The organism is Rhizobium sp. SRI_017 (assembly GCF_057586295.1).
Genome location: NZ_JBYCZP010000011.1, coordinates 118,392 through 143,949, shown reverse-complemented (window position 1 = coordinate 143,949; position 25,558 = coordinate 118,392). Strand labels below are relative to the sequence as shown.

Sequence of the window (25,558 nt, the reverse complement as noted above, 5' to 3'; positions counted from 1 at the left end):
GCACGGGACCCCTATCCCGGCAAGTTACATAGGTAACAGGGGCCGCCTATTTTGCCGGACGTTGTTAATTTGCCTCGGCCGGGTCAACGCCTGTATCAGAAGGGATTCCAGGTCGCCTTCCGGGTCATCTTGAGGTAGCCGATATTCACGCCGAGACGTGCGCCGACGCCGGTGCGGATCGGAACGATCAGCACGTTCTTATATTTGAGAACCGTCATGCCGAAGCCGGCAACGACAAAGGCCTGACCCGAAACACCGCCGAATCGATTGTAGATCGCATTCACCTTCGGCAATTCGTAGACCAGCATCATGACGCGGCTGCCTTCGCCGCCATAGTCGAGACCGATCGAAGGGCCCTGCCAGAACAGCGTGTGCTGGCCGGCATTCTTTGTATAAAGCTCCCCCTCGCCGTAGGTCGCGCCGAGCACGAAGGAGCCGGCACCTTCCTGGCCGAGGATATAGCCATTGGGCAGGCCATAGCGTTTGAAAGCCGCCTCCATCACCTTGGCAAGGCCGCCGGTGGTCGATCCGAAGAAACCATGGCCGGCATCGACGATTTCCTGCATCGTATATTGCGAACTGTCGGCACGCGCCGGCGCCGCCATCAGTGTGAGTGCCACGAAAACGGCCAGCAAGGCCGAGAATCTGCCGATCAAACCTGTCACTGCCCGCATCGTAAGCTCCTATCAGCTTCGTGTTCCGGCGCCCGGCGGCGGAAACACCGTCAGGATCGTTTATCGGCATTTTGTATCGATTGTCTTAACAGTCGGTTTACCAAATATGGTGTCTTTATGGCAAAATGAGCATGGTGCTCCGACTCGCCCTTGACTCGGCACACACCGGCTGAATCTCCCGGCATTTGCGTCTTGCGGCAAATGCTCTAAGAACGTTATGTGACCAACTGCCCGGCCCGGTTTGTGAGCCGGACAGCCCAGGAGGACTGAATGGCGAAGAACCCGAACCTGACGCTCGGCGCCGCCGACCTTGCAGCACTTCTCTGCAGCCGCGTCTGCCACGACGTCATCTCGCCGGTCGGCGCCATCAACAATGGTCTCGAACTGCTCGACGAGGGCGGTTCCGATGCCGATGCGCTCGACCTGATCCGCACCTCGGCACTCAACGCCTCGGTCCGGCTCAAGCTCGCTCGCCTTGCCTTCGGTGCGTCAGGCTCCGTCGGTGCCTCGATCGATACCGGCGAGGCGGAAAAAGCAGCACGGGAATTCGCCGCTGCCGAGAAGAAGACCGAAATCGAGTGGAATGGGCCGCGGGCCATCATCCCGAAGAACCAGGTCAAGCTGCTGCTCAACCTCTTTCTCGTCGCCTATGCCTCCATCCCGCGCGGCGGCAACATCGTCGTCACGCTGGAGAATCCGGAATTCGACCCGAAATTCACGATCACGGCCAAGGGTCGGATGATGCGCCTGCCGCCGAAATTCATGGAAATCAATTCCGGTCAGGTCGAAGAGGCAATCGATGCCCATGCGGTCCAGCCCTACTACACCGTGATGCTCGCCGATGAGGCAGGCATGACACTGGCCGCCGCGCAGAATCCGGAAGAGATGATCTTCACCGCCGTGATGACGCGGGACTGATTTCGGCAGTATTATGGTTTCCGAATTTCCCGTGCTGGCTGTGTATCCTTTGGAACAACCGGTAAGGTTCCGTTATGGTTTCCTATTTACATTGACGAGATCGATGTGCGCCAAAGGGAAACAGGCGCGAACGGAAACAAACCATGCTTCGCCTCCTGATCGCAGACCAGCCGAAAGACGATTGTGACGCCGCGTGCGGCCTGTTCTCCGAGCTCGGCTTCTCGGCAACGGTGTCGCCCAGCGTTCTCGACACAATGGCGCGCTGCGAGGCTTCACTGCCCGATCTCCTGATCGTCGATTCCGCGCTCGAAGGTGCGCTCGATCTGATCGCTGCGGTGCGGTTGATCCCTGGCGGCAAGAATGTCCGCATCCTCTATGGCGTGGCTGAAACCGATCTGCGCAAGCTGATGGCCGCCAAGCGCGCCGGTGCCGACGACTTCCTGCTCAAGCCCTATGAAATCAAGGTCTTGCACGCGCTGTTCGACGAAGTCCTGGCCAAGTCGGCCGCAGCCTGACCTCTTAACTGTCTTCGAAATCTATCCGTTGCCTGACGCGTCGCCCCTTATTGCGCTGCGACCATCCCGGCCAATTCTGAAACGCAAAAGGCCCGCGCTTTTCAGCGCGGGCCTTGCCACCGTTAGTCCGGTGAACTTCGTTCGATCAGGCCGATTCCAGCAGCTCGGTCGCCTCGGGCTCGCGCAGCACATAGCCGCGACCCCAGACGGTCTCGATGTAGTTGGTGCCGCCCGCAGCAGCTGCGAGCTTCTTACGCAGCTTGCAGATGAAGACGTCGATGATCTTCAGCTCCGGCTCGTCCATACCGCCATAGAGATGGTTGAGGAACATTTCCTTGGTGAGCGTCGTACCCTTGCGGAGCGAGAGAAGCTCCAGCATCTGGTATTCCTTGCCGGTCAGGTGAACGCGCTGGCCGCCAATTTCCACCGTCTTGGCGTCAAGGTTGACGATCAGGTCACCGGTGATGATGACCGACTGCGCATGGCCCTTGGACCGGCGGACGATGGCATGGATACGGGCAACCAATTCGTCCTTGTGGAACGGCTTGGTCATGTAATCGTCAGCGCCGAAACCAAGGCCTCGTACCTTGTCTTCGATGCCGGCCATGCCCGAGAGAATCAGGATCGGGGTCTTCACCTTCGAGAGACGCAGCGTACGCAGCACCTCATAACCGGACATGTCGGGAAGGTTCAGGTCGAGCAGGATGATGTCGTAGTCGTAGAGCTTGCCCAGATCCACACCTTCCTCGCCCAGGTCGGTGGTATAGACATTGAAACTCTCGGACTTGAGCATGAGCTCAATACTCTGCGCTGTCGCGCTGTCGTCTTCAATTAGTAGAACCCGCATCGTTTACCCCTTTTCCGCCGCCCTGGAAGGTTCGTAGCCTCACGTCAGAGCTGGGAGCCAGCTTTGCCTGATTTGAAGGCTGCCACCAAATGGTTAACAAATTCTGATTCCATCTGGCAAGATGTATCGACTTTGTTAAATATTTTTGCCAGCCCACTGATATCACAACAAAATCTCTTAGCCTAATTCTAAAGCATAACTTTAGGAAAACGCGCTAAGCGATTCTTCTGACTCGTTGTTCGCCTAATGAGCGAAAGCCTTCATGGCATTTACCGAGCCTTAAACCCTAGTCGCTATCATTAACGATGCCCGTAAATGAAAGGTTACCAGCGTCCGAAAAAGTTAACGCCGGTGAACTTTTTTCGAGACGGCCCATGTTGGGATGGCTCAAAGCCGGGCAACTAGTAACCGGGGTCACGCTATCCACGGAGTATTGCGTATGAAGTCGCGTGAAAGCCTAGTGAGGCTGAAGGAGTTCCAACTGCGGGAAAAACGCCGCCAGTTGAAACAGCTTCAGGTGATGATGGGCGAGTTTGAACGCATGGCGAAGGATCTGGAAAACCAGATCCAGTATGAAGAGAAGAAGTCCGGTATCACAGATCCGAACCACTTCGCTTATTCCACCTTTGCCAAAGCCGCCCGCCAGCGTTCTGACAATCTTCAGGTATCCATCAAGGAGCTGAAGGTTCAGCAGGACGCCGCCGAAGCCGCTGTCGAAGAACTCCAGGAGGAATTCGACAAGGCATCCGCGATCGAAGAGCGGGATCTCAGACTGCGCGCCTGATACGCGCAGCCTGATACCCTGTTCTGCCACGGCCCGAGCCCCGCCAAAAAAGCGGGGCTTTGGGGCGTTCTGGTATCTGCCGATGGAGAAAGCGAAAGGCCCGGCAACTTTGCCGGACCTTGATTCTGAGCCAAATTCGCAGAACGATCCTCAGCCCTTCGCCAGCAGCGCCTCAACCTCGGCCAATGTTGGCATCGACGGCGCCGTCCCTGCCCGCGTTACCGAAATCCCCGCCACGGCCGAACCGAAACGCACAGCTTCAAGCGGGCTCATGCCCTTGGAGAGCGCCGCCGCGAAGCCCCCGTTGAAGGCGTCGCCGGCACCCGTGGTTTCCTTAACCGGGCCGGCGTTGAATGGCGGCACCAGCACGCTTTCGGTCGCGCTGTGATAGAGCGCGCCCTTTTCGCCGAGCGTGATGATTGCCGTCTTTACGCCGAGCTCCAGCAGTCGGCCGGCGGCGACCTTCGCTTCGTCGACATTGGTGACCGGCAGGCCAGTCAGGATCTCCGTCTCAGTCTCGTTCGGGGTGACATAATCGCAAAGCGCGAAGACGGAATTGTCGAGCTTCTGTGCGGGCGCCGGATTAAGGACCGTCGCGGCCCCTCCCGCCCGCGCGATCTCCAGCGCCCGCACGGCCGCATCAAGCGGTTGTTCGAGCTGCGTGACGAAAACCTTGGCTGAGCCGATCAGCGACGCGTTGGCGTCCATATCCGCGGGTGAAATCTTGGCCGCAGCGCCCGGCGCGATGATGATCGCGTTGTTGCCGCTGCTCTCCTCGATGAAGATATAGGCAGCGCCGGTGTAGCTTGATGGATCGCGGGTGACGACCGGGTGCACGCCCGCCTCATCCCATGCCTTCATCGCCATGTCGGCGAAATCGTCGTCGCCGAGCTTGGAGAGGAAGGCGGTGTCGCCGCCGGCCTTGGCGGCTGCCACGGCCTGGTTGGAGCCCTTGCCTCCCGGTCCGAGTGAGAAGCCCTTGCCGAGCAAAGTCTCGCCCATTTTGGGCTGCCGGTCGGCGCGATAGGCGGTATCGGCGACGAACACGCCGAGAATGACGATGTCATGCTTCATGGCAAAACCCTCACTTGGCGTCCGGCGGAATGACACCCTTGGTCAGCACGAAGCAGCCATAGAAGCGGCGCTCGCCGGTCTGGATCACGCAATAGGCCTTCTTCGCCTTCTCATAGAAGGCGAAGCGTTCGATCGATTTCAGTGGCCAGTGCTTGCTCTCGGCTTTGTCAATCGCAGCCTGCACCTCCCGCTGCACATCGGGCAGTTCGTCGGGCGCGCCGACAATTTCCATCCGCTCGGCGGCGTTATCGATGAAGGTATCGAGCGGCATCAGCGACAGAACGGCCGCTGCGGCCTCGGCCGACGTGGTGTTTTCCATGCGCAAGAGTTTGCCGAGCACGGTTTGCCGGGCGATCGAATCTGAGGGGAAATTCAGGTCGGACAGGATCAGATAGTCGCCATGTCCCATCGCCTTGAGCGCATGGAGCACATCCGCATTGAGGAGCGGCGAGATATTCTTCAGCATTCAATCCTCCCTGCGATGGACGGCCCATGGCCCCCACCGTCATTCAAATTCTTTTTCCGGTCGCAGTGTCGAAAATATGAGCTGCATCCTTGCGCGGCTTGAGCTTGATCGCCTGCCCCGGCTGGAACAGATGCCGATCGCGGAAGAGCGCCAACAGATCGTTGCCGCCGGCATGGACAAAGACCATGGTCTCTGAGCCGGTCGGCTCGATCACCCCGACCTTCGCATCGAAGCCGTCGTCAGCCAGTTCAATATGTTCCGGACGGATGCCATAGGTCACCTCCTGGCCATCGGCGACCTGATGCTTGGCGCCCGCCGGCAGCCGGATGCTGCCCGCTTCCACGAAGACCTCGCCATTTTCGAATCGCGCCCTGCCCTTGATCAGGTTCATCGACGGCGAGCCGATGAATGTGGCGACGAAAAGGTTGGCGGGATTGTCGTAGAGGTCGAGCGGCGCTCCGATCTGTTCGACATTGCCATCCTGCAGCACCACGATCCGGTCCGCCATGGTCATGGCTTCCACCTGGTCGTGGGTCACGTAAACGGTCGTGGTCTTGAGACGCTGGTGCAGTTCCTTGATCTCGGTGCGCATCTGCACGCGTAGTTTGGCGTCGAGGTTGGACAGCGGTTCGTCGAACAGGAAGACCTGCGGATTGCGGACAATCGCCCGTCCCATCGCCACGCGCTGGCGCTGGCCGCCCGACAGCTGGCGTGGATAACGGTCGAGATAGGGCGTCAAACCAAGGATATTGGCTGCCGATTTGATGCGCTCCTCCACCACAGCCGGATCGGTTTTTTTCAATTTGAGCGAGAAGGCCATGTTCTCTTTCACCTTCATATGCGGGTAGAGCGCATAGGACTGGAAGACCATGGCGATGTCGCGATCGGAGGGCGGAACATTGTTGACCACTTTGTCGCCGATCAGGATCTTTCCACCCGAGATGCCCTCTAGGCCGGCAATCATGCGCAACAGCGTGGACTTCCCGCATCCCGAGGGTCCGACGAGAACAACGAACTCGCCATCGGCAATGTCGATATTGACGCCGTGTATGACCTCGAGCGGCCCATAGGCCTTGCGCACATCGCGCACCAGAACTTGTGACATCCCCACTCCCCCGGGCGGATGGCCCGCGCATCGATCTTGCCAGCACGAGATACTGCAACTTTTAGATGCAATGCCCTGCTGCTGTATTCGCTCCCAGGGAACGCGGTTGTGCCTAAGGCCGTCGTACCCTTTTCTCGTCCTCTAACCGAGGGGACAAATCTTGTCTACCCATTTCGCCGATGAGTCGTGCTGCATCGCGGCGACATTGTTGCGATGCGGTGGATCACTCGGGAAAAATCGCCATTGACGTAAATTGGTAAAAGGGTTTACTTTTCTTGCATCGGGCCGGTCACAACGGCTCCGGAACTCACGCATGGACCCGCCCGGATTTGTCCTTTTCGGGCGATAAAATACAATTTGCGCGAGGCCGGATTGCTGTGACAGACTGCCCGCAGCAGCGGTGCGCCAGGGAGAAGGCGCGCCGTATTGGCAACCATAACGGGAGGATATGGCGTGAAGATCGAGCTTTATGAACTGTTGGCGCGGCAGGCTATCAGCCGGCGCAATCTATTGAAGGGCGCAGCAAGCGTGTCGGCGGTCGCGATGGCCGGTTCGACGCTCCTTGGCATGCCGACCCCGGCACGCGCCCAGGGCGCGGATCGCGCAGCGCTCCTAAAAGTGCCGGGTGTCGGCACTGGCTCTCCGACGGATGCCGACTGGCAGAAGGTCGGCGAAATGTGCCTCGGTCCGACAAAGGAAAACGTCAAGCAGGGCGAATTCGCCGGCGTTGAGCTCAGCTTCCTCGGAATCAACAACCAGAACCAGCACAACGTTCTCTTTCGCGGCTTCCTCAAAGCCTGGGAAGAATATACCGGCGCCAAGATCAACTGGATCGACCTCGCGCAGGGCGACTACAATGCCCGCCTGCAGCAATCGATCGCAACCGGCACCGTCGATTTCGATATTACCGCGATGGGCGCGCCGCTCGAAGGCGATCTTTGCGGCAAAGGCCTGGCATCCGAAATGCCGGAATGGGTCAAGAAGCAGATCGACATGGACGACTATGTCGACTACCTCAAGGCACCTGTCGGCACCTGGGAAGGCAAGACCTATCGCATCTCGATTGATGGCGACTGCCATAACTTCAACTATCGCACCGACGTCTTCGCCAGCCAAGACCTCGCCAAAGCTTGGACGGACGAAGGCCACCAGGGCGACTGGGGCGTGCCGAAGACCTGGCAGCAAGTGCAGGAAGCCACCAAATTCCTCAAGGGTAAGCAGCTCGACGGCCAGGATCTCTATGGCTATCTTGATGCGCCCAAGGCCTGGGGCGGCTTCGGCTTTTACTTTCTCGGCAGCCGCGCGACGGCCTATGCCAAGCATCCAGACGACAAGGCCTGGCTGTTCGACGCCGACACGATGAAGCCGCGCGTCAACAACCCCGCTTGGGTCCGCGCGATCCAGGATGTGATCGACGCTCTGCCATCTGAGCCGGCCGACCAGCTCAATGCCGACCCGAATGCCACGGCCTTCTCACAGTTCCTTGCAGGCACCGGTTCGATGGTTGCCTGGTGGGGCGACGTCGGCTCGAACGCCAAGACCAACGACTCCTCGGTCATTGGCGACACCTGCGGCTTCTCGATCCTGCCTGGGTCGGACGATGTCTATAACGCAAAGACCGGCCAGTGGGACAAGCTGGCTTCCGGCGCGAACTACGCGCCGAACATGGCGTATATCGGCTGGGGCATCTACGTGATGGCACGCGTCGACGCCGATCCGGTTCGACAGAAGGCTGCCTGGTCCGCAGCGGCCCATATCGGCGGCAAGGACCTGTCGCTGTGGACCGCGGCCTATCCGTCGGGCTTCCAGCCCTACCGCAAGAGCCATTTCGACCTTTCTGAATGGGTCGCGGCCGGCTATGATGAAGGCTTCATCAAGTCCTATCTCGACTCTGAGTCCACTTCCTACAACCACCCGAATGCGGCGATCGAACCCCGTATCCCTGGTATTTTCCAGTACTATTCGGTGGCCGAGGACGAACTCGCAAAGACCTTTGCTGGCCAGAACAATGCTCAGCAGGGTGCCGACAATATCGCTGCAGCGTGGGAGAAGATCACGGACCAGATTGGCCGCGAAAATCAGATCAAGCTCTACAAGGCCTCACTCGGCATGTAAGCGATTGATAATCTGACCCGGAGGCTGGCGGCGCAATGTCGCCAGCCTCTTTCTTGTCATATATCGGGATGATAGAGTCCCGATAAGATCTGGAGGCGGAGCGAACAAGAGCATGGCAGGCACGGATCTGGCGATCGACCGACTCTATACGGTCAGCACCGACATGGAGATCCCCGCGAGCCGGAAACGGTTGGGCAGCTTCATTCTCTGGGCGGCATCCATTCTCGCCGTCGGCATCTTCGTGATCCAGGGATTGCATGTCTCTGGCCTTATTGACTTCGGCTGGCAGAATTGGCGTCCCGCGCTCTATGGCATCGTGACCTGGAGCGTGGCGCTTTGCGTCTCGCTGGTGCTCCGCCGCGGTGAGGCTGGCAAGAAGCTGCTCTTCGTGCTGCCCGCCTTTCTATTCACTGTGTTCATGGTCGTCTTTCCCACAGTGTTCGGTCTCTACATCGCCTTCACGGACTGGAACCTCTCGTCGCTCAAAGGCCAGCATTTCAACGGCACCGACAACCTCGTGCAGCTCTGGCACGACCCCTACTTCTGGAACGCCCTCGTCAACATGGTCTTCTACGTGATGGCGGTCCTGGTCGAGTATGCCATCGCCTTTGGCCTGGCTCTGCTGATCAATGCCGAAATCCGCGGTCGCAAGTTCTTCCGCGTCGCGTTCCTGCTTCCATTCATGTTGTCGCCGGTTGCCGTGTCCTGGATGATCGGCAAGTCGCTCGCGGAATATCGCTTCGGGCCGCTGGCGGCGCTGGCACGTTTCCTGGGCTGGAGCCAGCCGACCTTTTTTACTGATCCGATAATTGCCCGCATCTCGATCACTATGCTGGACGCCTGGACCTACATTCCCTTCATGATGATCATGCTGCTCGCGGGCCTTCAGGCGATGCCCAAGGAGGTACAGGAAGCCGCCCGCGTTGATGGCGCCACGCCCTGGCAGGCCTTCTGGAAGATCACCTTCCCGCTGATGCTGCCGGTGTCGATCACTGCCGTCATCCTGCGCATCATCTTCAAGCTCAAGCTCGCCGACATCGTCATCAACGTCACGGCAGGCGGTCCCGGCGGCGCGACCGACACGGTGACTAGCTTCATCTACCGCGAATACCGCGAGCGCTCGAACGTCGGCTACGGCACCATGCTCGCCTTCGTCTATCTCGTCATCATCGTCTTGTTCGTCACCGGCCTGCTCAAGATCGTCGGCCGTTGGAACAGCGCCAATGCCAACGAATAGGATCGGCCGTTGACCATAACTGTGCGAATGCTTCCCAACGTGGTCGCTGCCGACGACGCGGACAACGTGCCGGCGAAATTCGATTTCACCCGCATCTTCGTCTACGGCGGACTGGCGGTCTGGACGATAGTCTGCCTCTTCCCGATCTACTGGACCGTCACGACTGCCTTCAAGGTCGCCAAGGACGTCCAAAAGGGCGCGATCGTGCCCTGGATCGGCTATAACCCGGATTGGAAAGGCTGGCGTTCGCTCGGTCTGTCGCCCGACACGATCTTCAATCATTCGACGGTGCGCGACGAATTCGTGAAACGCTTCTTTAATAGCGTGGTGACCTCGGTCAGCGCTTCGCTACTGGCGGTATTGATCGGCTCACTCGCGGCCTACGGGCTGAGTCGCTTTGCCTACAAGATCGGCTGGATGCGCAACCGTGACATTTCCTTCTTCTTCCTCTCTCAGCTCATTCTGCCGCCCGTTGTGCTCGCGCTGCCATTTTTGGCGCTCTACAAGGAGTTGGCGCTGCTCGACACCACTGTCGGCCTCGTCTTGCTCTATACGCTGACCGTGTTGCCGATCGTCATCTGGATCATGCGAGACCAATTCGGGGGCATTCCGATCGAGCTTGAGGAGGCGGCGTTGGTCGACGGTCTGTCAATCTGGGGCGCCTTCTTCCGCATTGTGCTGCCGCTCGCCGCCCCGGGCATGGTCGCGGCGTTCATCCTCTCGCTGGTGCTCTGCTGGAATGAATATTTCCTCGCGGCTCTGCTGACCTCGACGCATGCCACCACCTTACCTGCGCTCGTGGCGAGCCAGACCGGTTCGCAGGGCATCAACTGGTGGTCCATGGCAGCGCTGTCATGCGCGGCCATCGCCCCGCTGGTCGTGATCGGCGTGTTCCTGGAGAAGTATATCATTAAGGGAATGACGGCCGGCAGCGTGAAATAGCGCCGTCTCATCCTGCGATGGAGGCGATATGACGGACGACACGGAACGGAGCTATGCTCCAATCTCGACCGACGACGTTCCCTGGACCGAGTGGTCGGACGTGCCGCGCTTCGGCCTGCGCTGTCGGCATCTGAGCGCGGCGGTTCTCGGCGAGGACTACCGCATCGGTGTGGCGATCGAGGAACTGCCGCCGGGCATGCAGACGGCGCCGGCGCATTACCACATTTTCGAGGAGGAGCATCTCTATCTCCTTGAAGGCGAACTTACTGTGCGCCTCGGCGACGGACGTCACAGGATGATGCCTGGAGACTACATCTGCTTCCCTGCGGGTCAGAAGGCCGGCCACTGCCTGATCAACGAGACGGACCGCGTCTGCCGCTATGTCATCATCGGCGAGAACAATCCCAACGAGATCGTGGTCTATACTGACAGCAACAAGGTGCTGCTCCGAGCGCTCGGGCGGCGGGCGCTTTTCGATCTCGGCGCCACGCGCGGCTACTGGGACGGCGAGGAGACTGGCCTGCCCGCAGGCGCCGCAATTCCTGGCAATGAGAACAATGCCGATTTAGGACCTGATGCTTCGCCAAAGCCACCCGTATCGACTGCCAGCATACCGCTGGAAGAAGACGATATCAGCCCGCGCTTCGGCGGCGCGATCCGCCACCTGACCTACGCCGCCGTGGGCAATGATTGCCATGTCGGCGTGCTGATCGAAATGCCGGCGGCGGGGAAACGCCTCGCACCGCTGCATTATCATATGCGCGAAGAGGAGCACGCCCTGGTGCTGGAGGGCGAACTGACGCTGCTGCTCGGCGACGAGACCTACAGGATGAAGCCCGGCGACTACGCCGCTTTCCCGGCTGGCCGCAAGGTCGGCCATTCCTTCATGAATAGCGGTCCGGGGCCCTGCCGCTACTTGATGATCGGCGCACGCGATCCTGCCGATGTCTGCGTCTATCCGCAGTCGGAGAAGATGGCGCTGGCGGCGATCAATGAACGCGCCAATGTCTTCGACATGACGGCCCGCCTCCGCTACTGGGACGGCGAGGCATAGGCAGCGGGCACGAATGCGTTGGCGACGGCGACCGCAAAAATGAAGGCGGCGCCGGTTTCCCGACGCCGCTGATCTATACGCAATACTCTATTTGGATCAGGCAGCCTTGGCCACTGCGGCGTCGGCTTCGCGGGCGGTCTTAAGCGCCTTGGTCCACCAGACGAGTTCGTCAAGCATGGCGTTCACACCAGGCTCAAGATGCGCGAACTCGCGCAGGTCCTTGCCCTGCTGCCAAGCGGCAAAGAAGTCGGCGCCCTGGATGTGAACACCGGCGCGGGTCGGCGCCATCTGCAATTCGACGGCGATGGTGCGGAGATGCTCGACGGCGCGGGCGCCACCGACGCTGCCATAACCCACGACAGCGGCGGCCTTCTTGTTCCATTCCGGATAGGAGAAGTCGATCGCGTTCTTGAGCGCGGCCGGGATCGAACGGTTATATTCGGGGGTCACGAAAATGAAGCCGTCGAACTCGGCAACCTTCTTCTGCCAGCGCTGGCCGACTTCGTTCTGCGTCGGGGCCCAGGCGTTGGAAGCCACTTCGTTGAAGAAGGGCAGCGGCCATTCCTTGAGGTCGACGATCTCGACGTCGATATCGTCCCGGGCGGCAGCGAACTCGTGAACCCACTTGGCCGGCTTGTCGCCGAAACGGCTGTCGCGGGTCGAACCGATGATGATGGCGATCTTGGGCTTGGACATTGGAAAACTCCCTCAATGTGTGTTCAGAGAGAACTTATGTGGCCGGCAACGGTTCCGCAACGCCTGATATGCGAACGCATCGTTTCATGTGCGTTGACAGGACGGAGGACGATTGGACAGCGATGTGGACGCCAGTCAATTCCGCCGCTTGAAAGAGCAGAATGATGAGTGCGATCCTGATGTCCTAGTCTTGCGAGAGAACAGGAGGCCAGTGGCTAATGGATGGTACTCAGCTGTATTCTTTCGATCTGCGTCCGCGTTTCCTCGATGGCGAGATCGAGCCATGTACGAAACTGGTAGGCCTGAGCTTGAGGGGCCAGCGCGTGGATTTCCAGCAATTCCCTCAGAATGCGCTCAAGATTTTCTGTGCGTCTATCCCTGATTTCCATCTGCATCGCCTCGGACCGAGTCAACAGGATATCGCAACTATAAATGATAATCAAATTGCATCGCCCCACATGAGTGCGTGAAAAAAATTTCCTAACTCAATTGTGAGCTTATTGAGTTCGTTGTAGTTGATTAATTTACACCCTTTGAAAGAAAGCCATGTCCCTCCGCCTAAATATGGGAAACAACTTGCGGCGGCTCACCAACCAGATTGGCAGTGCCAATTTTGTCTGTCGCGAGCTGGACATCAATCGCCAGCAATTCGAGAAATACCTCAAGGGCAGATCTCTGCCCTCGCCGGCCACTCTCAAGAAAATATGCAGCTACTTCCGGATTTCAGAGGAAGAGCTCTTTGCTGCAGACGGGTCGGAGTTGCCGGCCGCGGAAGACCCGGCGCCTGCCGCCGGTTCATGCGAGGCGGTCCTTCAACCTCTGTTCAGCGAGCCGCCACCATCGATCAAGCCCGGCGTCTACTTTCTCTGGATGACAGTACCGACGCAACCCAAACACGTGGTTTGTGCACCTCTCTTCGTCGAACGCAGCAACGATCGCGTGACATTTCGCCGAATTACAGGAAGCGCCGAACCGAGCGATCGGCTCTGGTTCCATCGTGTCGGCGATCACAAGGGCATCATAGTCGAACGGCTCAACTGGCTGCTGCTCGTTGCCGTTAATCAGCGCGGCAATCACGAACCTTCGATGGTGCGGCTCAAATCGGTGCCGCTGTCGTCGGTTGTTCTCGGCGGTCATGCGACCATCCTCACGCCGACAGGCATATCTTTTGCGGCCGCCTGCATGCGGCCCGCTCCGGCAGGCACAAGTTTTCGCCAGGCGTTGCGCCAGTCGCGCCAGTTCGAAAAAGATGATGCGTCAATCGACTCCGTGACGAGAATGGTTCTCGACCAGGAGCGAAAGGATCTGCTGCAAATTATTGAGCGGGATGTTTCGTCGTCGTGACGACCGAAACATTTGCCTCCTCCAACGCCATCGACAACAGATAGCGCAGGAAAGTCAGCTCGCCGTCATCGGCAAACTGCCGAATTTCAATCAACGCATCCCGAATGTAGGCCGCACGATCAGTTGCCGTCGGCTGCTTTCTTCTGCGTGTACTTCTAATTGCGGGCTCTCTTGACGTGCTCACTTAAATTACCCCACTTTCGTACCCCGTACTCCAGAAGATATAGAAGTATAAGCAAACATCAAGATGTATCCGGCAATCATACATTCAGAGAGATTCTCCAATGAGCTACTTGAGCTACTACTTAAGCTGAATTAGCTCATTGAGTTATTTAAATTCTGTGAGTATTCGCATAAGAAATATTCAGTTTTCCCACTGATCAAATACTCTATCTCTTGCGTCAGGAATCGAATCAGGCGCGCAGAGAGGAAAATCCGTCATGACCAAGAAGCAGAAGCCTAACCTTTCGGTCGTCGTTTCCCCTAAGGCAACGAAGATCTTCGTGAAGCCGGGCATGCAGTTCCGTCCGGAATAAACCATGCGATGCTGCTGCGACATTGCCGCGGCAGCATCTTCTTCCCGAGGTTTCAGCGATGCGAATGAAATGTTCCGAGGCGCTGGTCTTCACCCCATCTGATGGCCAGTTCATCGCCTATAACTTTCTTGAAAAATCCGTTTTTGAATGCAGCTCCGATCTGCTCGACCTTCTCTCCAGGCTAAAGGACTGGACGGATGTCGCGGATTTGCAGCAGGAACTCGCCGATTTCAGCGAGGAGGAACTTGCGGGAATTCTAGACGGTCTCCTGTCCGTGGGCGCCCTCATCCGGGAAGGCACGGCGGATGCGGATAAGGAAGGCGAATATGCAAGCGCATGGACCTGGGGCCTGCCCACCGCGCTGATGCATTTCAGCGTCCAGGACAATCCGTTCATCACGGTTGCGCAGGCAGAAGACCTGCAGCGCCAAAAGGCAAAGTCCGTCGGTCTGATCGAGCTCCACCGCCCCAACAGTGAGAGGGCTCTGAAACTCCCTGACCCGCTGAAGGGCAAGGATCTGATCGGCCTGATGGCGAAGCGCCGCACCGTCCGTCAGGCGCTACCCGTTCCGATCAAGCTCGAACAGGTCTCCGACTGCCTTTTCTCCGGGCTCGGCATCACCGGCTGGACGCGCAACTGCGTCGGCATGCTGCCGCTATCGATGACGCCATCCGGCGGTGGCCGAAATCCCTATGAAGCCTATGTCTTTGCCCGCAATGTCTTGGGCCTGGAACGCGGTGTCTATCACTATTCCGCGCTCGCCCACAGCCTGGAGCGCGTTGCCGACCTTGGCGATGACGACATTACGAGTCTCATCGGCGGGCAGGAATGGGGCGACGACAAGCCGTGCATGATCCTGCTTTGCGCTCACATGGAGCGCACAATGTGGAAATACGAGGATCCGAACGCCTATCGTGTCATCCTGATCGAGGCCGGGCATATCGGCCAGAACATTATGCTCGTCGCCACGGAGAACGGTCTCACCGCATGCCCCACCGCCGCGCTCGACCACACCCGCGCCAAGGCCATTCTGGGTCTGACGGAGATCACGCAGGCGCCGATCTACGCCCTGACGCTTAGCGCGCCGCTGATCGAGGCAGATCCAGGCACAGAGAAGGTCTTTGCCGCGTGAAGCCTCGCCTCACACAGGGTCGCACGAATGGCCTTGCAACTGTTGTGCCGCTACGGCCTTTCCAATTCGGCAAGGATGAACGTATCAAGATGGCTTTCGTTGTGCGGCGCCTTTTCGACAACGAGCCTGCCGGAATGAACCAGCTCTGAAATTGCATTGTCAAAACTGCGAAAGACGGCATCAAGCAATTGCTCCCGGCCAACCCTTCCATGTTTGGTGATAAGAGCCATCAAGGCCTCACGGCAATGTATGGACTTCGGATCGAAATGCTCATTCTCCTGCATCGACATCCTTTCGAAGCTGGGACTGCAACCGAATACAACCTTAAGGCTCGGTCAGTGCCAGTCAAGCAGCAACTTTGGTCTACTAGATTTGACTACAATGAAAGCCAATTCTAAATTGCCAAGACGAATAGTACACTTTTATGTGTCAAGGATATCTCTGAATTTTCAGCAGGAAAGACTTGAAGAATATTGTCAATTCTCAAGTTTTCCGGTTATGGCCGATCCTGCTGTCGAACCTGAAGAGCACCGGACGCTACACCCCACATGCGTCAGCCGTCCAATTCAGCCATGAGATGCCTGGTGCTCTGATAGAGAGATTTGAATATCCGATAGTTGCGGAAATAGGCCGTATCTACAATCGGAAGCACCTCACTCTCGATCGGATTCCACCGCGTAATCGCGTCGCGATCGAGATCTCCCACCCCTATCGCCGCAAGGCAGGCGTCGCCATAGGAGGCGCCTATCGTGCGCCGCGCAAGGATCTGCTTGAGTCCGGAGACATGCGACGTCGCCTCCAGCCAGAGCCGGTTCTTGGTGCCGCCGCCAACGGCCATCAGCCGCTTCGGCGCCGCGCCGACCTCCGCATAAGTCTCGAGAATGTGGTTGGTGCCATAGGCGATGCCCTCGAGCAGAGCGCGATAGATATCGCCGCGTTTGTGGGTGAGGTTGAGCCCGAACAGCATACCCTTGGCATGCGGGTCATGGATCGGCGTTCGCTCTCCCGAGAAATAAGGCAGCATCACCAGCCCGTTGGCACCGGGCGGCGAGGTCGCCGCCTCCTCGGCGAGCTTTGCAAAGGCATTGGTCGGATCGAGTTCCTTGGCGATCTCGTCGCGGAACCAGTGGGTCAGCGTGCCTGAAGTCGCAAGTCCCGACATCGAGGCATGCTCGCCCGGGAACATCCAGGGTGCATACCAGAGCCGTGCGTCGCGGACACGTTCGGCGGTAAGTTGGATGATGAAGATCGTCGAGCCATACATGACCATCATGTCGCCAGCCGAAAGCACGCCGACGGAGAAGGCTTCGGCGCTGGCGTCGATCGTGCCGCAGATGACGGGCGTGCCTTCGGCGAGCCCCGTTGCCGCAGCCGCCTTTGCAGTTACGTGGCCGGCAATGTCGGTGCTCCACACTGCCTTCGGCAGTTTCTCGAGGGGCACGATCTCCGGCGCGAGTTCGCTCGTATAGGCGAGCTTGCCGACATCATAGAGCGGGGACGTGTTGGCCGCCGTGTAATGGTCCACGACGCAATTGCCCGTCAGCCGCTGGACGATAAATGTGGTCGAACTGACGATCTTGGCAGCCCGAGCGTAAATGTCCGGCCGGTTGTTCTTCAGCCAGAGAATTTTCGGCCCCACCGATTGCGAGGTCAGCGCATTGCCGCAGATATCGAGAATGCGCTCGGCGCCGATGCGAGCCGTCAGTTCCTCGATCTCCTTCACCGAGCGGGTGTCGACGCCATAGAGCACGCCATTCATCAGCGGATTGCCCTCGGTATCGACGGGCAGCATGCAGGGTCCGATCGCCGAAGTGCCGATAGCGCGGATCGACTTCGGATCGATCCCAGTCTCCGCGATCAGCTTCTGCGCGATGAAACAGAAATCCCCCCACCAGTCCTGTTCAGGGTCGTGCTCCGCCCAGCCGGGCTGCGGCACCTGCATCCGGTGCGGCCGCGACGCCTTGGCCACGATCTCGCCGGCCTCGTCGACCAGGACGCCTTTGGATTCGAAGGTGCCGATGTCGATGCCGAGGTAGACCTTGCGCAATGTCATTGAAACCCCTCCCCCTTGTGGCGAGGAGTTGGCGAGGGGTCTTTACCCACAATCCTCATTGCTCGAATTCATCGCGATTGAAAGGGAAACTCGGCCTGATATCCGCGATCCCAGCCACCAGAAGCCGGGTCAGTTCCGCGAGATCAGAGAGATCGCAGACCTCCAGCGCCGAATGCGAGTAGCGCATCGGGAAGCCCATATCGATCGAGGCGATGCCCTGCCCCACGAGTTGCACATAGGACGAGTCCGTCAGGCAACCGATATGGGCGCTCTTCTGTAGGCGCACGCCGGCGACCCTTGCTGCATCCTCGAAAAGCCGCACGAGGCCCGGATGCGGGATCGTGCCGTTGAGCGTCCCGCGCCCATGGAAGGAGAACATCGACATGCCCGGGCCGCCGCCGAGCACGACGTCACCGCGGCTCGCCATGTCGGGTGTGTCGGAGGCGAGGATGAGATCGATCTGGATGGCGATATCAGGCTGCAGCACCTGCGCCGCCGTCACGGCCCCGCGCAGGTTGAACTCCTCCTGCGTCGAGAAGACGATATGCACTGTGGGCCGAGGCGAGACGTCCATCAGTTGTCGGGCGACTTCCAGCACCACGGCGCAGCCGGCCCGGTCGTCCACGGAAGTGCCTGCGATCCGGTCACCAGCCAGTTCCAAGACATTCGGCTGGTAGACGACGGGCGTGCCGATATCGATCCCGGCTTCGATCACCGCTTCGGCGCTCGAAAATCCGGCATCGATATAGATATCCTGATAGGGCACGACCTTGTATTTTTCGTCCTGACCCGTGGCGTGATGCGACTTGTGGGCGATCACGCCGGGCACATCGCGCCCCTCGCCGATCGAAAACAACACCGCCTGTGCCGCGAGCGCCCGCTCCGGCACGCCGCCCAGGCGTTCGACGCGCACCAGGCCGTTCTTCTCGATCTTGCGGACGACGAGGCCAAGCTGGTCCATATGGGTGAAGAGCATGACCGTGGGACCACCTTCCCGGCCTGATATCGTCGCGATCAGGTTGCCCATTCGGTCGGTCCTCGATTTGAGGCCGAGCGCGCCAAGCGCCGTCTTGAGATAGCGCCGGACTCGTCCCTCATAGCCGGATAGGCCGGGGATCATCATCAGATCGACGAGGAAAGCCTTGAGCCGGTCGCGCATCGCCTCACCTGTCCATGTCAACGAGGCGCATGAATTCCTTGGCCCGCTCCGGATCGACGGCATTCCAGGTATGGCCATCGACTTTCAGCGACGAGCCGACGATGACGCCGTCCGCAACTTTCAGCGTGTCGCGCACGGTGGCGTGCTTCACCCCGGTATTGGCGAAGACATAGGTGTCAGGAAGCACTTTCTTGACTGCTTCGAGATCGCCCATATTCGCCGCCTCGCCGGTGATCGTGCCCGACACCAGCACCGCGTCCGGGATCGAGGAGAAGACCGCGCTGCGTGCCCGGTCAGCGACGCTGCGCTGATCGAGCGAATAGGCAAATTCGGCCGAGATATTGTAGAGCAGCGCGAGATCGTTCCGGCCCAGCCGGTCGCGATAGCGCATCGCCTTGCCCGCATCCGGCGTCCACGGCCCCATGTCCGAGGCATAGGTACCTGTGAAGATTTCGCGTACGAAGGCCGCGCCGGTCGCGGCGGCCAGCGCGATCGAGCTCTCCGGATCCCAGAGCACATTGACGCCGAAGGGAATGCGGATCTCGCTTCTCAACCGACCGATCACATAGGCCATGGTCGCGGTCGAAGCGGTATCGACATTGAATTCATAGGGTCTGTCGTTCTCATTACCGAACATGACAGCATCGAAACCCGCCGCCTGCAGTGCCGCGAGATCCTGGCGCGCGCCTTCGACCAGCGCCTCAAGCCCGCCGTCGCGATCATGGAGCGGCGAGCCAGGAAGCGCGCCGAGATGTACCATGGCAATGACGGGTTTGCGGTTACCGAAAATGGCCTTCAGCTTCTCACTCAAGATCGAAATTCCTCCTCGGTCGATAGCCGCGACTTTGCCATTTCGGTTTTGGCTTGTCATCCCTGATCGTTCGAAACGCGATTAAAAACAATTGCTTTCGATCCGCTGACTGATTTTAATCCGGCCGGATAAGAAGCAGCATCAGGGAGGAGCGGCGATGAAGACCAGACATTGGGATCGGCTGAAAAATGGCGGCATCGACTTCACCGAACTCAGCTTCGGCACCGCCCCACTCGGCAATCTCTACCGCGCCGTCAGCGACGAGGATGCGCATGATGTGCTGCAGGCCGCCTGGGATTCCGGCTGCCGCTATTTCGATACAGCCCCGCTCTACGGCCTGGGCCTCTCCGAACTCCGCGTCGGCAACTTCCTCCGCACCAAGCTGCGCGACGAATATGTGATCTCCACCAAGGCCGGCCGCCTGCTCCGCGTCTGCCCGCCCGACCAGCGTACCGGCATCGGCAAGTTCTTCGATACGCCGAACCGCCAGGAGGTCTATGACTATTCCTATGACGGCGTCATGCGCTCTTTCGAGGCCTCCTTCGAGCGCACCGGCCTCGACCGCTTCGACATCCTGTTCTGCCACGATGTCGATGTCTTCACCCATGGCTCCAGAGAAGCATCGGACGCCCGCATCGAGGAATTCATGAAGGGCGGGTATTACGCCATGCTGTCACTCCGCGACCAAGGCGTGATCAAGGCCTTCGGCGGCGGCATCAACGAAGCGGACGTCTGCGAGACCCTGGCGCGACGCGGCGATTTCGATCTGTTCCTGCTTGCCGGCCGCTACACGCTGCTCGAACAGGCCGCACTCGACAGCTTCCTGCCGCTCTGCTCCGAACGCGGCATTGGCATCGTGCTCGGGGGACCCTACAATTCCGGCATTCTCGCCCGTGGTCCCTCCGACGATGCGCAGTACAATTATTCCAACGCCCCGAAGGACGTCCTGGACCGGGTCCGCCGCATCAATGCCGTCTGCGAACGACATGGCGTAAAGATGATCGAAGCAGCTCTCAACTTCCCGCTGCATCATCCCGCCGTCGTCTCCGTCATCCCGGGCGGGCAGAGCGTCGCAGAGGTCCATTCCAACCGTGAAATCCTCGGCAAGGACATACCCTCAGCACTCTGGTCGGACCTCAAGTCGGAGGGCCTGATGCGGTCGGATGCACCGGTCTGAGGCAGGCCTCAAACGGGTGGCGTGAGCCTTTAACGAACGGAAAACCTTGTGCTTCCGGCAGCAAAATTTAGTCGGCATAACGGGTTGTAAAACTCGGTGAAGTCTGCCAAACCTTGCGCGTCGATTTTTTGGAAGGCCGAATGGCTTGGCTCCGCTCCATGAGTTTTTGCTTCGGATCAGGCCTGCCAACTCTCCCCCAGACGAATATATCGATACCAACGCCCGGCTTTCGGCCGGCATACCAAACTATGACTCTACAAGGATATCCCCCAGATGAACACTGGCACCGTAAAGTGGTTCAACGCGACGAAGGGCTTCGGCTTCATCCAGCCCGACAACGGCGGCCCGGACGTTTTCGTCCATATCTCTGCCGTCGAGCGCGCTGGCATGACCACGCTCAATGAAGGCCAGAAGGTTAACTTTGAGGTTCTGCCTGACCGCCGTACGGGCAAGTCGGCTGCCGGCAACCTCAGCGCTGCTTGATTTTTGCGGGGGCCGGCCGCCACCGGCCCTTTGCCAAACGCATGCGGAAAGGCCACCCAACCGGGTGGCCTTTCCCGTTTTCGGGCTCTCTTTCATTGCTCGACGACGAATTCTGGCGTGATGCTCCCGGTCCGAACGAGCCGGCCATTCGACAGATCGTTCTCCTCCATCTTGAAGGCGAAGGCATCGGGATCCAACTGCTTCCAGCGATCGGTGAGCCGCCGACGCAGTTCCTCCTCGGGCACATCTATCAGGACAGTCGTGTCATAGTGCTCGTGCAGGAGCCGCCAGTCGCCGCTGTCGAGCAGGATATAGTTGCCCTCGACGATCAGGTGCCGCACCGATTGCGGGATCATCCTTGCGCCCGCGCGGGCGATCTCGATCGAGCGGTCGAAGACCGGCACCGCGACCTCCGTGTCGGCATTCTTCCGCAGCCGCCCGAGCATATGGGCGAAGCCGGCAACATCGAACGTCTCGGGCGCGCCCTTGCGCGGGCGCAGGCCGCGCGGCACGAGCACGAGATCGTCGTAGTGGTAACCGTCCATTGCGAAGACGGCCGCTGAACCGGGCTCCTCGGTGTTCAGTGCCTCCGCCAGTTGGTCGGCCAAGGTCGATTTTCCCGCGCCGGGCGGCCCCGCAATGGCTGTGATGGATCGGCTTGCCTTGCCTCGCTCCTGAACGACGGACTTGAGCGTGACCACGTCGATAACCATCATCCGATTCCTCCATTGCACATGCCGGCGGCACTATCCAGAAAGCGATATCTATCCGCAAGCGGCGAGTTACCCAACTGAAGCATAGCAGCCCCGCGCCGATGCCCCTGTTCTTTGACGCCGTGATGCATAATCTGCGGAACAAAGCAGATGGGAGGACGCCATGCGTATTCTTTTCGACCCGGAACCCCGAGCGGCCCAGGACATTTTCACGCCAGGCGATCAGGACACGTTCTTCAAGACCTATGATGTCGCGGTCTGGCAGGGTGAGGATCGCGATGCCTTCTATCGCAAGCACCTTCCGGACGCCGAGGTGGTGATCAGCCAGCAGCCGATGGAGAAGGCCCGTCTGGACTTGGCGCCGAAGCTCCGCTGCATCATCAATGTCGAAACCAATTTCCTGCCGAATGTCGATTACGAGGCTTGTTTCCAGCGCGGCATCCATGTGATCGCCCCGAGCTCGGTCTTCGCCGCGCCCGTGGCTGAAATCGGCCTCGGCATGGCACTGTCGCTGGCGCGCGGCATCCACACGGCGCATGGCGACTTCATTGCCGGCCAAGAGCTTTATGGCCTCGAGGGCAATCAGGAAGCGGAATTGCTGGCCGGCGCCGATGTCGGCTTTGTCGGCTTCGGCGATCTCGGCCGCTCGCTGCACAAACTGCTCGCGGGTTTCCAGCCGAAGGTCCGCGCGTTCGATCCCTGGCTGCCCGATGGCGTATTGGAACGTCTTGGCGTTACCCCTGCAAGCCTCGACGACGTGCTGTCGAAAAGCCGCTTCGTCTTCGTCGTGGCTACGATCACCACCGAGAATGCCCATCTCCTCAATGCCGAGAAGCTGGCATTGATGCAGAAGGGCGCCAAGCTACTTCTGCTCAGCCGGGCGGCGGTCGCGGACTTCGCAGCACTCAAGGAATTTGCCGGTTCGGGTCGCATTCAGATCGCCACCGACGTCTTCCCCGAAGAGCCGGTAGCGGCCGATGATCCGATCCGTCAGGTGCCCAACATCCTGTTCTCCGCCCATCGCGCAGGGGCCCTGACATCCGCGCTGCAAAATATCGGCAAGCTGGTGCTCGAGGATCTCAGCCAGGTCGCCCGCGGGCTGCCGCCGGTCGCCTGCAAGCGCGCCGAGCGAGAGACGGTGGTGCGGCTGCGGTCGAAGCCGATCGACAAATCCTGATAGGGATCGGCGGGTCCTAAGCTTTACTTTCGTTTTTTTCGTTCTATCGTAAAGGCGAAACCATCGATTGGCCGAAACGAATGTTCCTTCTCCCCCGTCATAAGGAAATCCTCGAAATCGCCCGCGCGCAGGGCAAGGTGCTCGTCGAGGATCTCGCCAATCGCTTCGAGATCACGCCGCAGACCATCCGCAAGGATCTCAACGAGCTTTGCGAGAAGAAGCTGCTCAACCGCATCCATGGCGGCGCGGTCTTCCCTTCCGGCACGGAGAACATGCAATACGAGCAGCGGCGCCAGATTGCCGCCCACGAGAAGGACGCGATCGGTCACGCGGCCGCAGCGCTGATCCCGGACGGCGCATCGCTCTTCGTCAATATCGGCACGACCACGGAGGCGGTGGGTCAAGCATTGCTTGATCACGGTCACCTGATGATAATCACAAACAACATCAATGTTGCCAACAAGTTACGTATATACCCACAGTTCGAGGTGGTGATCGCCGGCGGCGTTGTGCGTGGCACGGATGGCGGCATTGTCGGCGAAGCGGCCGTGGATTTCATCCGCCAGTTCAAGGTGGATTATGCCGTCATCGGCGCCTCGGCGATCGATGACGATGGCGCCCTCCTCGACTTCGATTTCCGCGAAGTGAAGGTCGCTCAGGCGATCATCGCCAATGCCCGCCATGTGATTCTCGTTTCCGACTCGACCAAGTTCGAGCGGACGGCACCTGTTCGCATCGCCCACATCTCGCAGGTGCACACCTTCGTGACGGACCGCTGCCTACCCGAGAGCATCCGCAAGCTCTGTCGCGAGAATGACGTCCAGCTTATCGAGACGGCTAAGGACGCCTGATTCTTCAATAAATACAGCGAAGTCCAACCAGCGGCGCGCAGTCTGGAAATCCTCAATCATTTTCGATTGACATTCGTTTTGATTTCGTTTTGAATTGTTTCAGGTTCGCATATGCAATAATTTGCTGCATTGCGAAAGGGGATGGAAACGAATGACAGACGGGGTCTACGATATCTTCATCGCGGGCGGCGGCATCAACGGATGCGGCATTGCGCGTGATGCCGTGGGCCGCGGATACTCCGTCTTCCTCGCTGAGATGAAGGACCTCGCATCGGGCACGTCTTCGGCCTCCACCAAGCTTATCCATGGCGGACTGCGCTACCTGGAACATTACGAGTTCCGGCTGGTGCGTGAGGCCCTGATGGAACGCGAGGTGCTCTGGTCGATGGCGCCGCACATCATCTGGCCGCTGCGCTTCGTGTTGCCGCTGCACAAGGCGATGCGTCCTGCCTGGCTAATCCGGCTTGGCCTCTTCCTTTACGACTATATCGGCGGCCGCAAGGCGCTGCCGGCCACCAAGGTGCTGAACCTCGAGAGCGATCCGGCCGGCCGGCCGCTTAAGCCAGGCTTCCGCAAGGCATTCGAATATTCCGATTGCTGGGTCAACGACGCACGTCTTGTCGCGCTCAATGCCCGTGATGCCGCCGATCGCGGCGCGGTGATCCGCACCCGAACCAAGGTCGTCAACGCCCGCCGCGAGGGCGGCTTCTGGTCGATCACGACGGAAGATGTGGGGAGCGGCCAGACGGAGACCGTGCAGGCGCGTCTCTTCGTCAATGCCGCCGGCCCCTGGGTCGACAAGCTGCTGCAGGGGGCGGTCGGCAACAATGAAAGCAATGTCCGCCTTGTCCAGGGCAGCCATATCGTTGTCCGCAAGAAGTTCTCCGATGCCCGCGCTTACTTCTTCCAGAACAATGACGGCCGAATTTTCTTCGCCATTCCCTATGAGGAAGACTTCACCCTGATCGGAACCACCGACCAGGACTATAACGGCGATCCGGCCAATGTCGTGATCTCGGATTCCGAGATCGACTATCTCTGCGCCGGCGCCAGCGAATATTTCAAGGAACCGGTTACCCGCGCCGACATGGTCTGGTCCTATTCCGGCGTCCGCCCGCTTTATGACGACGGTGCTTCCAAGGCGCAGGAAGCGACCCGCGACTATGTGCTGAAGGCCGAGGGCGCTGCCGGCGAACCCCAGCTTCTCAATGTCTTCGGCGGCAAGATCACGACCTATCGCCGGCTCGCCGAATCCATGCTCGAGAAGATCGAGGACGTGCTCGGCAAGCGCGGCAAGCCCTGGACTTCAGGCGCCAAGCTGCCCGGCGGCGACTTCGACAAGCAAGGCTTCGAGGCCCTCCTGTCGAAATTCAGGCGCGACAATCCGTTCCTGAGCGAAGCGCATGCGCGCCGGCTGATCCGCCTCTATGGCACCCGCGCATGGCGTATCGTGCACGGCGCCAAGACATCGGGCGATCTCGGCCGCGTGTTCGGCGGCGACCTGACCGAGGCGGAAGTCGCCTACCTTGCAGACAATGAATGGGCGCGCGAAGCGGACGATATCCTTTGGCGTCGAACCAAGCTTGGCTTGAAGGTCGACAGTTCTGCCGCGCAAGCCATCAATGAATTCTTGAAATCCAGGCCAACGGCGGAAGCCAAGATCGCGGCTCAATAGCAGCCGCGAGGCTCACGCCT

26 protein-coding genes are annotated in these 25,558 nt (G+C 59.5%); 14 read left to right on the top strand and 12 right to left on the bottom strand.

Translation table 11 applies throughout. From position 1 onward, the window contains the following. Window positions 1-95 precede the first annotated feature (95 nt). Window positions 96-674, bottom strand: a complete 579-nt coding sequence (locus tag AC2YI2_RS22800) for a DUF1134 domain-containing protein (RefSeq protein ID WP_487388791.1) — start codon at window positions 672-674, stop codon at window positions 96-98. Window positions 675-944: 270 nt separating this feature from the next. Here AC2YI2_RS22800 and chpT point away from each other — a divergent pair, with 270 nt between their 5' ends. Further along, window positions 945-1,592 (top strand): histidine phosphotransferase ChpT, encoded by a 648-nt coding sequence (gene chpT, locus AC2YI2_RS22795; RefSeq protein WP_487388790.1) that lies wholly within the window; start codon window positions 945-947, stop codon window positions 1,590-1,592. Between the two features lie 143 nt (window positions 1,593-1,735). Then, the gene (locus AC2YI2_RS22790) at window positions 1,736-2,107 is read left to right on the top strand and encodes a response regulator (RefSeq protein ID WP_487388789.1); all 372 of its coding nucleotides are present in this window, start codon (window positions 1,736-1,738) and stop codon (window positions 2,105-2,107) included. Between the two features lie 145 nt (window positions 2,108-2,252). On the opposite strand, the gene ctrA is transcribed toward AC2YI2_RS22790, so the two are convergent. After that, entirely contained in the window at window positions 2,253-2,954 is a 702-nt protein-coding gene (gene ctrA, locus AC2YI2_RS22785) for a response regulator transcription factor CtrA (RefSeq protein WP_487388788.1), read from the bottom strand. Between the two features lie 439 nt (window positions 2,955-3,393). Here ctrA and AC2YI2_RS22780 point away from each other — a divergent pair, with 439 nt between their 5' ends. After that, window positions 3,394-3,738, top strand: a complete 345-nt coding sequence (locus AC2YI2_RS22780; RefSeq protein WP_487388787.1) for a flagellar export protein FliJ — start codon at window positions 3,394-3,396, stop codon at window positions 3,736-3,738. A gap of 150 nt (window positions 3,739-3,888) precedes the next feature. Here the strand turns inward: AC2YI2_RS22780 and rbsK are convergent, their stop codons facing one another. Genes rbsK through AC2YI2_RS22765 form a run of 3 tightly spaced genes read right to left on the bottom strand, consistent with a single transcriptional unit; the run spans window position 3,889 to window position 6,383 of the window. After that, a complete protein-coding gene (rbsK, locus tag AC2YI2_RS22775; RefSeq protein ID WP_487388786.1) occupies window positions 3,889-4,812 on the bottom strand; it encodes a ribokinase in 924 nt (307 codons plus the stop codon). 10 nt (window positions 4,813-4,822) lie between these two features. Beyond that, window positions 4,823-5,278, bottom strand: a complete 456-nt coding sequence (locus AC2YI2_RS22770) for an RbsD/FucU family protein (protein ID WP_487388785.1) — start codon at window positions 5,276-5,278, stop codon at window positions 4,823-4,825. Window positions 5,279-5,321: 43 nt separating this feature from the next. After that, window positions 5,322-6,383 (bottom strand): ABC transporter ATP-binding protein, encoded by a 1,062-nt coding sequence (locus tag AC2YI2_RS22765; protein WP_487388784.1) that lies wholly within the window; start codon window positions 6,381-6,383, stop codon window positions 5,322-5,324. Window positions 6,384-6,836: 453 nt separating this feature from the next. Here AC2YI2_RS22765 and AC2YI2_RS22760 point away from each other — a divergent pair, with 453 nt between their 5' ends. The 4 genes from AC2YI2_RS22760 (at window position 6,837) to AC2YI2_RS22745 (ending at window position 11,731) form a co-directional block, all read left to right on the top strand. Next, complete coding sequence (locus AC2YI2_RS22760) at window positions 6,837-8,498, top strand: ABC transporter substrate-binding protein (protein WP_487388783.1); 1,662 nt, start codon at window positions 6,837-6,839, stop codon at window positions 8,496-8,498. 163 nt (window positions 8,499-8,661) lie between these two features. Continuing rightward, window positions 8,662-9,735 (top strand): carbohydrate ABC transporter permease, encoded by a 1,074-nt coding sequence (locus AC2YI2_RS22755; RefSeq protein ID WP_487388882.1) that lies wholly within the window; start codon window positions 8,662-8,664, stop codon window positions 9,733-9,735. Window positions 9,736-9,744: 9 nt separating this feature from the next. Next, window positions 9,745-10,677: a carbohydrate ABC transporter permease gene (locus tag AC2YI2_RS22750; protein ID WP_487388782.1), complete on the top strand. Its 933-nt coding sequence runs from the start codon at window positions 9,745-9,747 to the stop codon at window positions 10,675-10,677. A gap of 28 nt (window positions 10,678-10,705) precedes the next feature. Further along, the gene (locus tag AC2YI2_RS22745) at window positions 10,706-11,731 is read left to right on the top strand and encodes a cupin domain-containing protein (protein ID WP_487388781.1); all 1,026 of its coding nucleotides are present in this window, start codon (window positions 10,706-10,708) and stop codon (window positions 11,729-11,731) included. A gap of 96 nt (window positions 11,732-11,827) precedes the next feature. Here AC2YI2_RS22745 and AC2YI2_RS22740 read toward each other — a convergent pair whose 3' ends face one another. Both AC2YI2_RS22740 and AC2YI2_RS22735 read right to left on the bottom strand, forming a co-directional pair. Continuing rightward, on the bottom strand, window positions 11,828-12,427 hold the full coding sequence (locus AC2YI2_RS22740; protein ID WP_487388780.1) for an NADPH-dependent FMN reductase: 600 nt from the start codon (window positions 12,425-12,427) through the stop codon (window positions 11,828-11,830). A gap of 215 nt (window positions 12,428-12,642) precedes the next feature. Next, window positions 12,643-12,816 (bottom strand): hypothetical protein, encoded by a 174-nt coding sequence (locus AC2YI2_RS22735; RefSeq protein ID WP_487388779.1) that lies wholly within the window; start codon window positions 12,814-12,816, stop codon window positions 12,643-12,645. A 187-nt stretch (window positions 12,817-13,003) separates the two neighbouring features. Between AC2YI2_RS22735 and AC2YI2_RS22730 the strand changes: the two genes are divergently transcribed. Together AC2YI2_RS22730 and AC2YI2_RS22725 are read left to right on the top strand one after the other, a co-directional pair. Next, the gene (locus AC2YI2_RS22730; protein WP_487388778.1) at window positions 13,004-13,771 is read left to right on the top strand and encodes a helix-turn-helix transcriptional regulator; all 768 of its coding nucleotides are present in this window, start codon (window positions 13,004-13,006) and stop codon (window positions 13,769-13,771) included. A 594-nt stretch (window positions 13,772-14,365) separates the two neighbouring features. Then, window positions 14,366-15,439: a SagB/ThcOx family dehydrogenase gene (locus AC2YI2_RS22725; RefSeq protein ID WP_487388777.1), complete on the top strand. Its 1,074-nt coding sequence runs from the start codon at window positions 14,366-14,368 to the stop codon at window positions 15,437-15,439. A 50-nt stretch (window positions 15,440-15,489) separates the two neighbouring features. Here AC2YI2_RS22725 and AC2YI2_RS22720 read toward each other — a convergent pair whose 3' ends face one another. The 4 genes from AC2YI2_RS22720 to AC2YI2_RS22705 all read right to left on the bottom strand — a co-directional run bounded on the left by AC2YI2_RS22720 (window position 15,490) and on the right by AC2YI2_RS22705 (window position 19,462). Further along, on the bottom strand, window positions 15,490-15,723 hold the full coding sequence (locus tag AC2YI2_RS22720) for a hypothetical protein (RefSeq protein ID WP_487388776.1): 234 nt from the start codon (window positions 15,721-15,723) through the stop codon (window positions 15,490-15,492). Between the two features lie 269 nt (window positions 15,724-15,992). Continuing rightward, a complete protein-coding gene (locus AC2YI2_RS22715) occupies window positions 15,993-17,492 on the bottom strand; it encodes an FGGY-family carbohydrate kinase (RefSeq protein WP_487388775.1) in 1,500 nt (499 codons plus the stop codon). 55 nt (window positions 17,493-17,547) lie between these two features. Beyond that, window positions 17,548-18,651 carry a M42 family metallopeptidase gene (locus tag AC2YI2_RS22710; protein WP_487388774.1) on the bottom strand — a complete coding sequence of 368 codons (1,104 nt, stop codon included), beginning with the start codon at window positions 18,649-18,651 and terminating at the stop codon, window positions 17,548-17,550. A 4-nt stretch (window positions 18,652-18,655) separates the two neighbouring features. After that, entirely contained in the window at window positions 18,656-19,462 is an 807-nt protein-coding gene (locus tag AC2YI2_RS22705) for a BtpA/SgcQ family protein (RefSeq protein ID WP_487388773.1), read from the bottom strand. Between the two features lie 157 nt (window positions 19,463-19,619). Here AC2YI2_RS22705 and AC2YI2_RS22700 point away from each other — a divergent pair, with 157 nt between their 5' ends. Both AC2YI2_RS22700 and AC2YI2_RS22695 read left to right on the top strand, forming a co-directional pair. Then, window positions 19,620-20,639: an aldo/keto reductase gene (locus tag AC2YI2_RS22700; RefSeq protein WP_487388772.1), complete on the top strand. Its 1,020-nt coding sequence runs from the start codon at window positions 19,620-19,622 to the stop codon at window positions 20,637-20,639. A 273-nt stretch (window positions 20,640-20,912) separates the two neighbouring features. Next, the gene (locus AC2YI2_RS22695) at window positions 20,913-21,122 is read left to right on the top strand and encodes a cold-shock protein (RefSeq protein ID WP_449111894.1); all 210 of its coding nucleotides are present in this window, start codon (window positions 20,913-20,915) and stop codon (window positions 21,120-21,122) included. A gap of 92 nt (window positions 21,123-21,214) precedes the next feature. Here AC2YI2_RS22695 and AC2YI2_RS22690 read toward each other — a convergent pair whose 3' ends face one another. Further along, window positions 21,215-21,838: an AAA family ATPase gene (locus AC2YI2_RS22690; protein WP_487388771.1), complete on the bottom strand. Its 624-nt coding sequence runs from the start codon at window positions 21,836-21,838 to the stop codon at window positions 21,215-21,217. A gap of 160 nt (window positions 21,839-21,998) precedes the next feature. Between AC2YI2_RS22690 and AC2YI2_RS22685 the strand changes: the two genes are divergently transcribed. The 3 genes from AC2YI2_RS22685 (at window position 21,999) to glpD (ending at window position 25,538) form a co-directional block, all read left to right on the top strand. After that, on the top strand, window positions 21,999-23,012 hold the full coding sequence (locus AC2YI2_RS22685) for an NAD(P)-dependent oxidoreductase (protein ID WP_487388770.1): 1,014 nt from the start codon (window positions 21,999-22,001) through the stop codon (window positions 23,010-23,012). Window positions 23,013-23,092: 80 nt separating this feature from the next. After that, window positions 23,093-23,863 (top strand): DeoR/GlpR family DNA-binding transcription regulator, encoded by a 771-nt coding sequence (locus tag AC2YI2_RS22680; protein ID WP_487388769.1) that lies wholly within the window; start codon window positions 23,093-23,095, stop codon window positions 23,861-23,863. A 151-nt stretch (window positions 23,864-24,014) separates the two neighbouring features. Further along, on the top strand, window positions 24,015-25,538 hold the full coding sequence (gene glpD / locus AC2YI2_RS22675) for a glycerol-3-phosphate dehydrogenase (protein WP_487388768.1): 1,524 nt from the start codon (window positions 24,015-24,017) through the stop codon (window positions 25,536-25,538). Window positions 25,539-25,558: the final 20 nt, after the last annotated feature.

What these genes read in the sequence shown, in the direction of transcription:
- AC2YI2_RS22800 (WP_487388791.1), bottom strand. Translation starts at nt 674, where the DNA reads ATGCGGGCAGTGACAGGTTTGATCGGCAGATTCTCGGCCTTGCTGGCC.
- AC2YI2_RS22710 (WP_487388774.1), bottom strand. Translation starts at nt 18,651, where the DNA reads ATGCGCGACCGGCTCAAGGCTTTCCTCGTCGATCTGATGATGATCCCC.
- AC2YI2_RS22680 (WP_487388769.1), top strand. Translation starts at nt 23,093, where the DNA reads ATGTTCCTTCTCCCCCGTCATAAGGAAATCCTCGAAATCGCCCGCGCG.
- AC2YI2_RS22685 (WP_487388770.1), top strand. Translation starts at nt 21,999, where the DNA reads ATGCGTATTCTTTTCGACCCGGAACCCCGAGCGGCCCAGGACATTTTC.
- AC2YI2_RS22755 (WP_487388882.1), top strand. Translation starts at nt 8,662, where the DNA reads ATGGAGATCCCCGCGAGCCGGAAACGGTTGGGCAGCTTCATTCTCTGG.
- AC2YI2_RS22790 (WP_487388789.1), top strand. Translation starts at nt 1,736, where the DNA reads ATGCTTCGCCTCCTGATCGCAGACCAGCCGAAAGACGATTGTGACGCC.
- AC2YI2_RS22745 (WP_487388781.1), top strand. Translation starts at nt 10,706, where the DNA reads ATGACGGACGACACGGAACGGAGCTATGCTCCAATCTCGACCGACGAC.
- AC2YI2_RS22780 (WP_487388787.1), top strand. Translation starts at nt 3,394, where the DNA reads ATGAAGTCGCGTGAAAGCCTAGTGAGGCTGAAGGAGTTCCAACTGCGG.
- AC2YI2_RS22700 (WP_487388772.1), top strand. Translation starts at nt 19,620, where the DNA reads ATGAAGACCAGACATTGGGATCGGCTGAAAAATGGCGGCATCGACTTC.
- AC2YI2_RS22695 (WP_449111894.1), top strand. Translation starts at nt 20,913, where the DNA reads ATGAACACTGGCACCGTAAAGTGGTTCAACGCGACGAAGGGCTTCGGC.
- AC2YI2_RS22725 (WP_487388777.1), top strand. Translation starts at nt 14,366, where the DNA reads ATGCGAATGAAATGTTCCGAGGCGCTGGTCTTCACCCCATCTGATGGC.
- chpT (WP_487388790.1), top strand. Translation starts at nt 945, where the DNA reads ATGGCGAAGAACCCGAACCTGACGCTCGGCGCCGCCGACCTTGCAGCA.
- ctrA (WP_487388788.1), bottom strand. Translation starts at nt 2,954, where the DNA reads ATGCGGGTTCTACTAATTGAAGACGACAGCGCGACAGCGCAGAGTATT.
- AC2YI2_RS22715 (WP_487388775.1), bottom strand. Translation starts at nt 17,492, where the DNA reads ATGACATTGCGCAAGGTCTACCTCGGCATCGACATCGGCACCTTCGAA.
- AC2YI2_RS22735 (WP_487388779.1), bottom strand. Translation starts at nt 12,816, where the DNA reads ATGGAAATCAGGGATAGACGCACAGAAAATCTTGAGCGCATTCTGAGG.
- rbsK (WP_487388786.1), bottom strand. Translation starts at nt 4,812, where the DNA reads ATGAAGCATGACATCGTCATTCTCGGCGTGTTCGTCGCCGATACCGCC.
- AC2YI2_RS22720 (WP_487388776.1), bottom strand. Translation starts at nt 15,723, where the DNA reads ATGCAGGAGAATGAGCATTTCGATCCGAAGTCCATACATTGCCGTGAG.
- glpD (WP_487388768.1), top strand. Translation starts at nt 24,015, where the DNA reads ATGACAGACGGGGTCTACGATATCTTCATCGCGGGCGGCGGCATCAAC.
- AC2YI2_RS22690 (WP_487388771.1), bottom strand. Translation starts at nt 21,838, where the DNA reads ATGATGGTTATCGACGTGGTCACGCTCAAGTCCGTCGTTCAGGAGCGA.
- AC2YI2_RS22740 (WP_487388780.1), bottom strand. Translation starts at nt 12,427, where the DNA reads ATGTCCAAGCCCAAGATCGCCATCATCATCGGTTCGACCCGCGACAGC.
- AC2YI2_RS22765 (WP_487388784.1), bottom strand. Translation starts at nt 6,383, where the DNA reads ATGTCACAAGTTCTGGTGCGCGATGTGCGCAAGGCCTATGGGCCGCTC.
- AC2YI2_RS22770 (WP_487388785.1), bottom strand. Translation starts at nt 5,278, where the DNA reads ATGCTGAAGAATATCTCGCCGCTCCTCAATGCGGATGTGCTCCATGCG.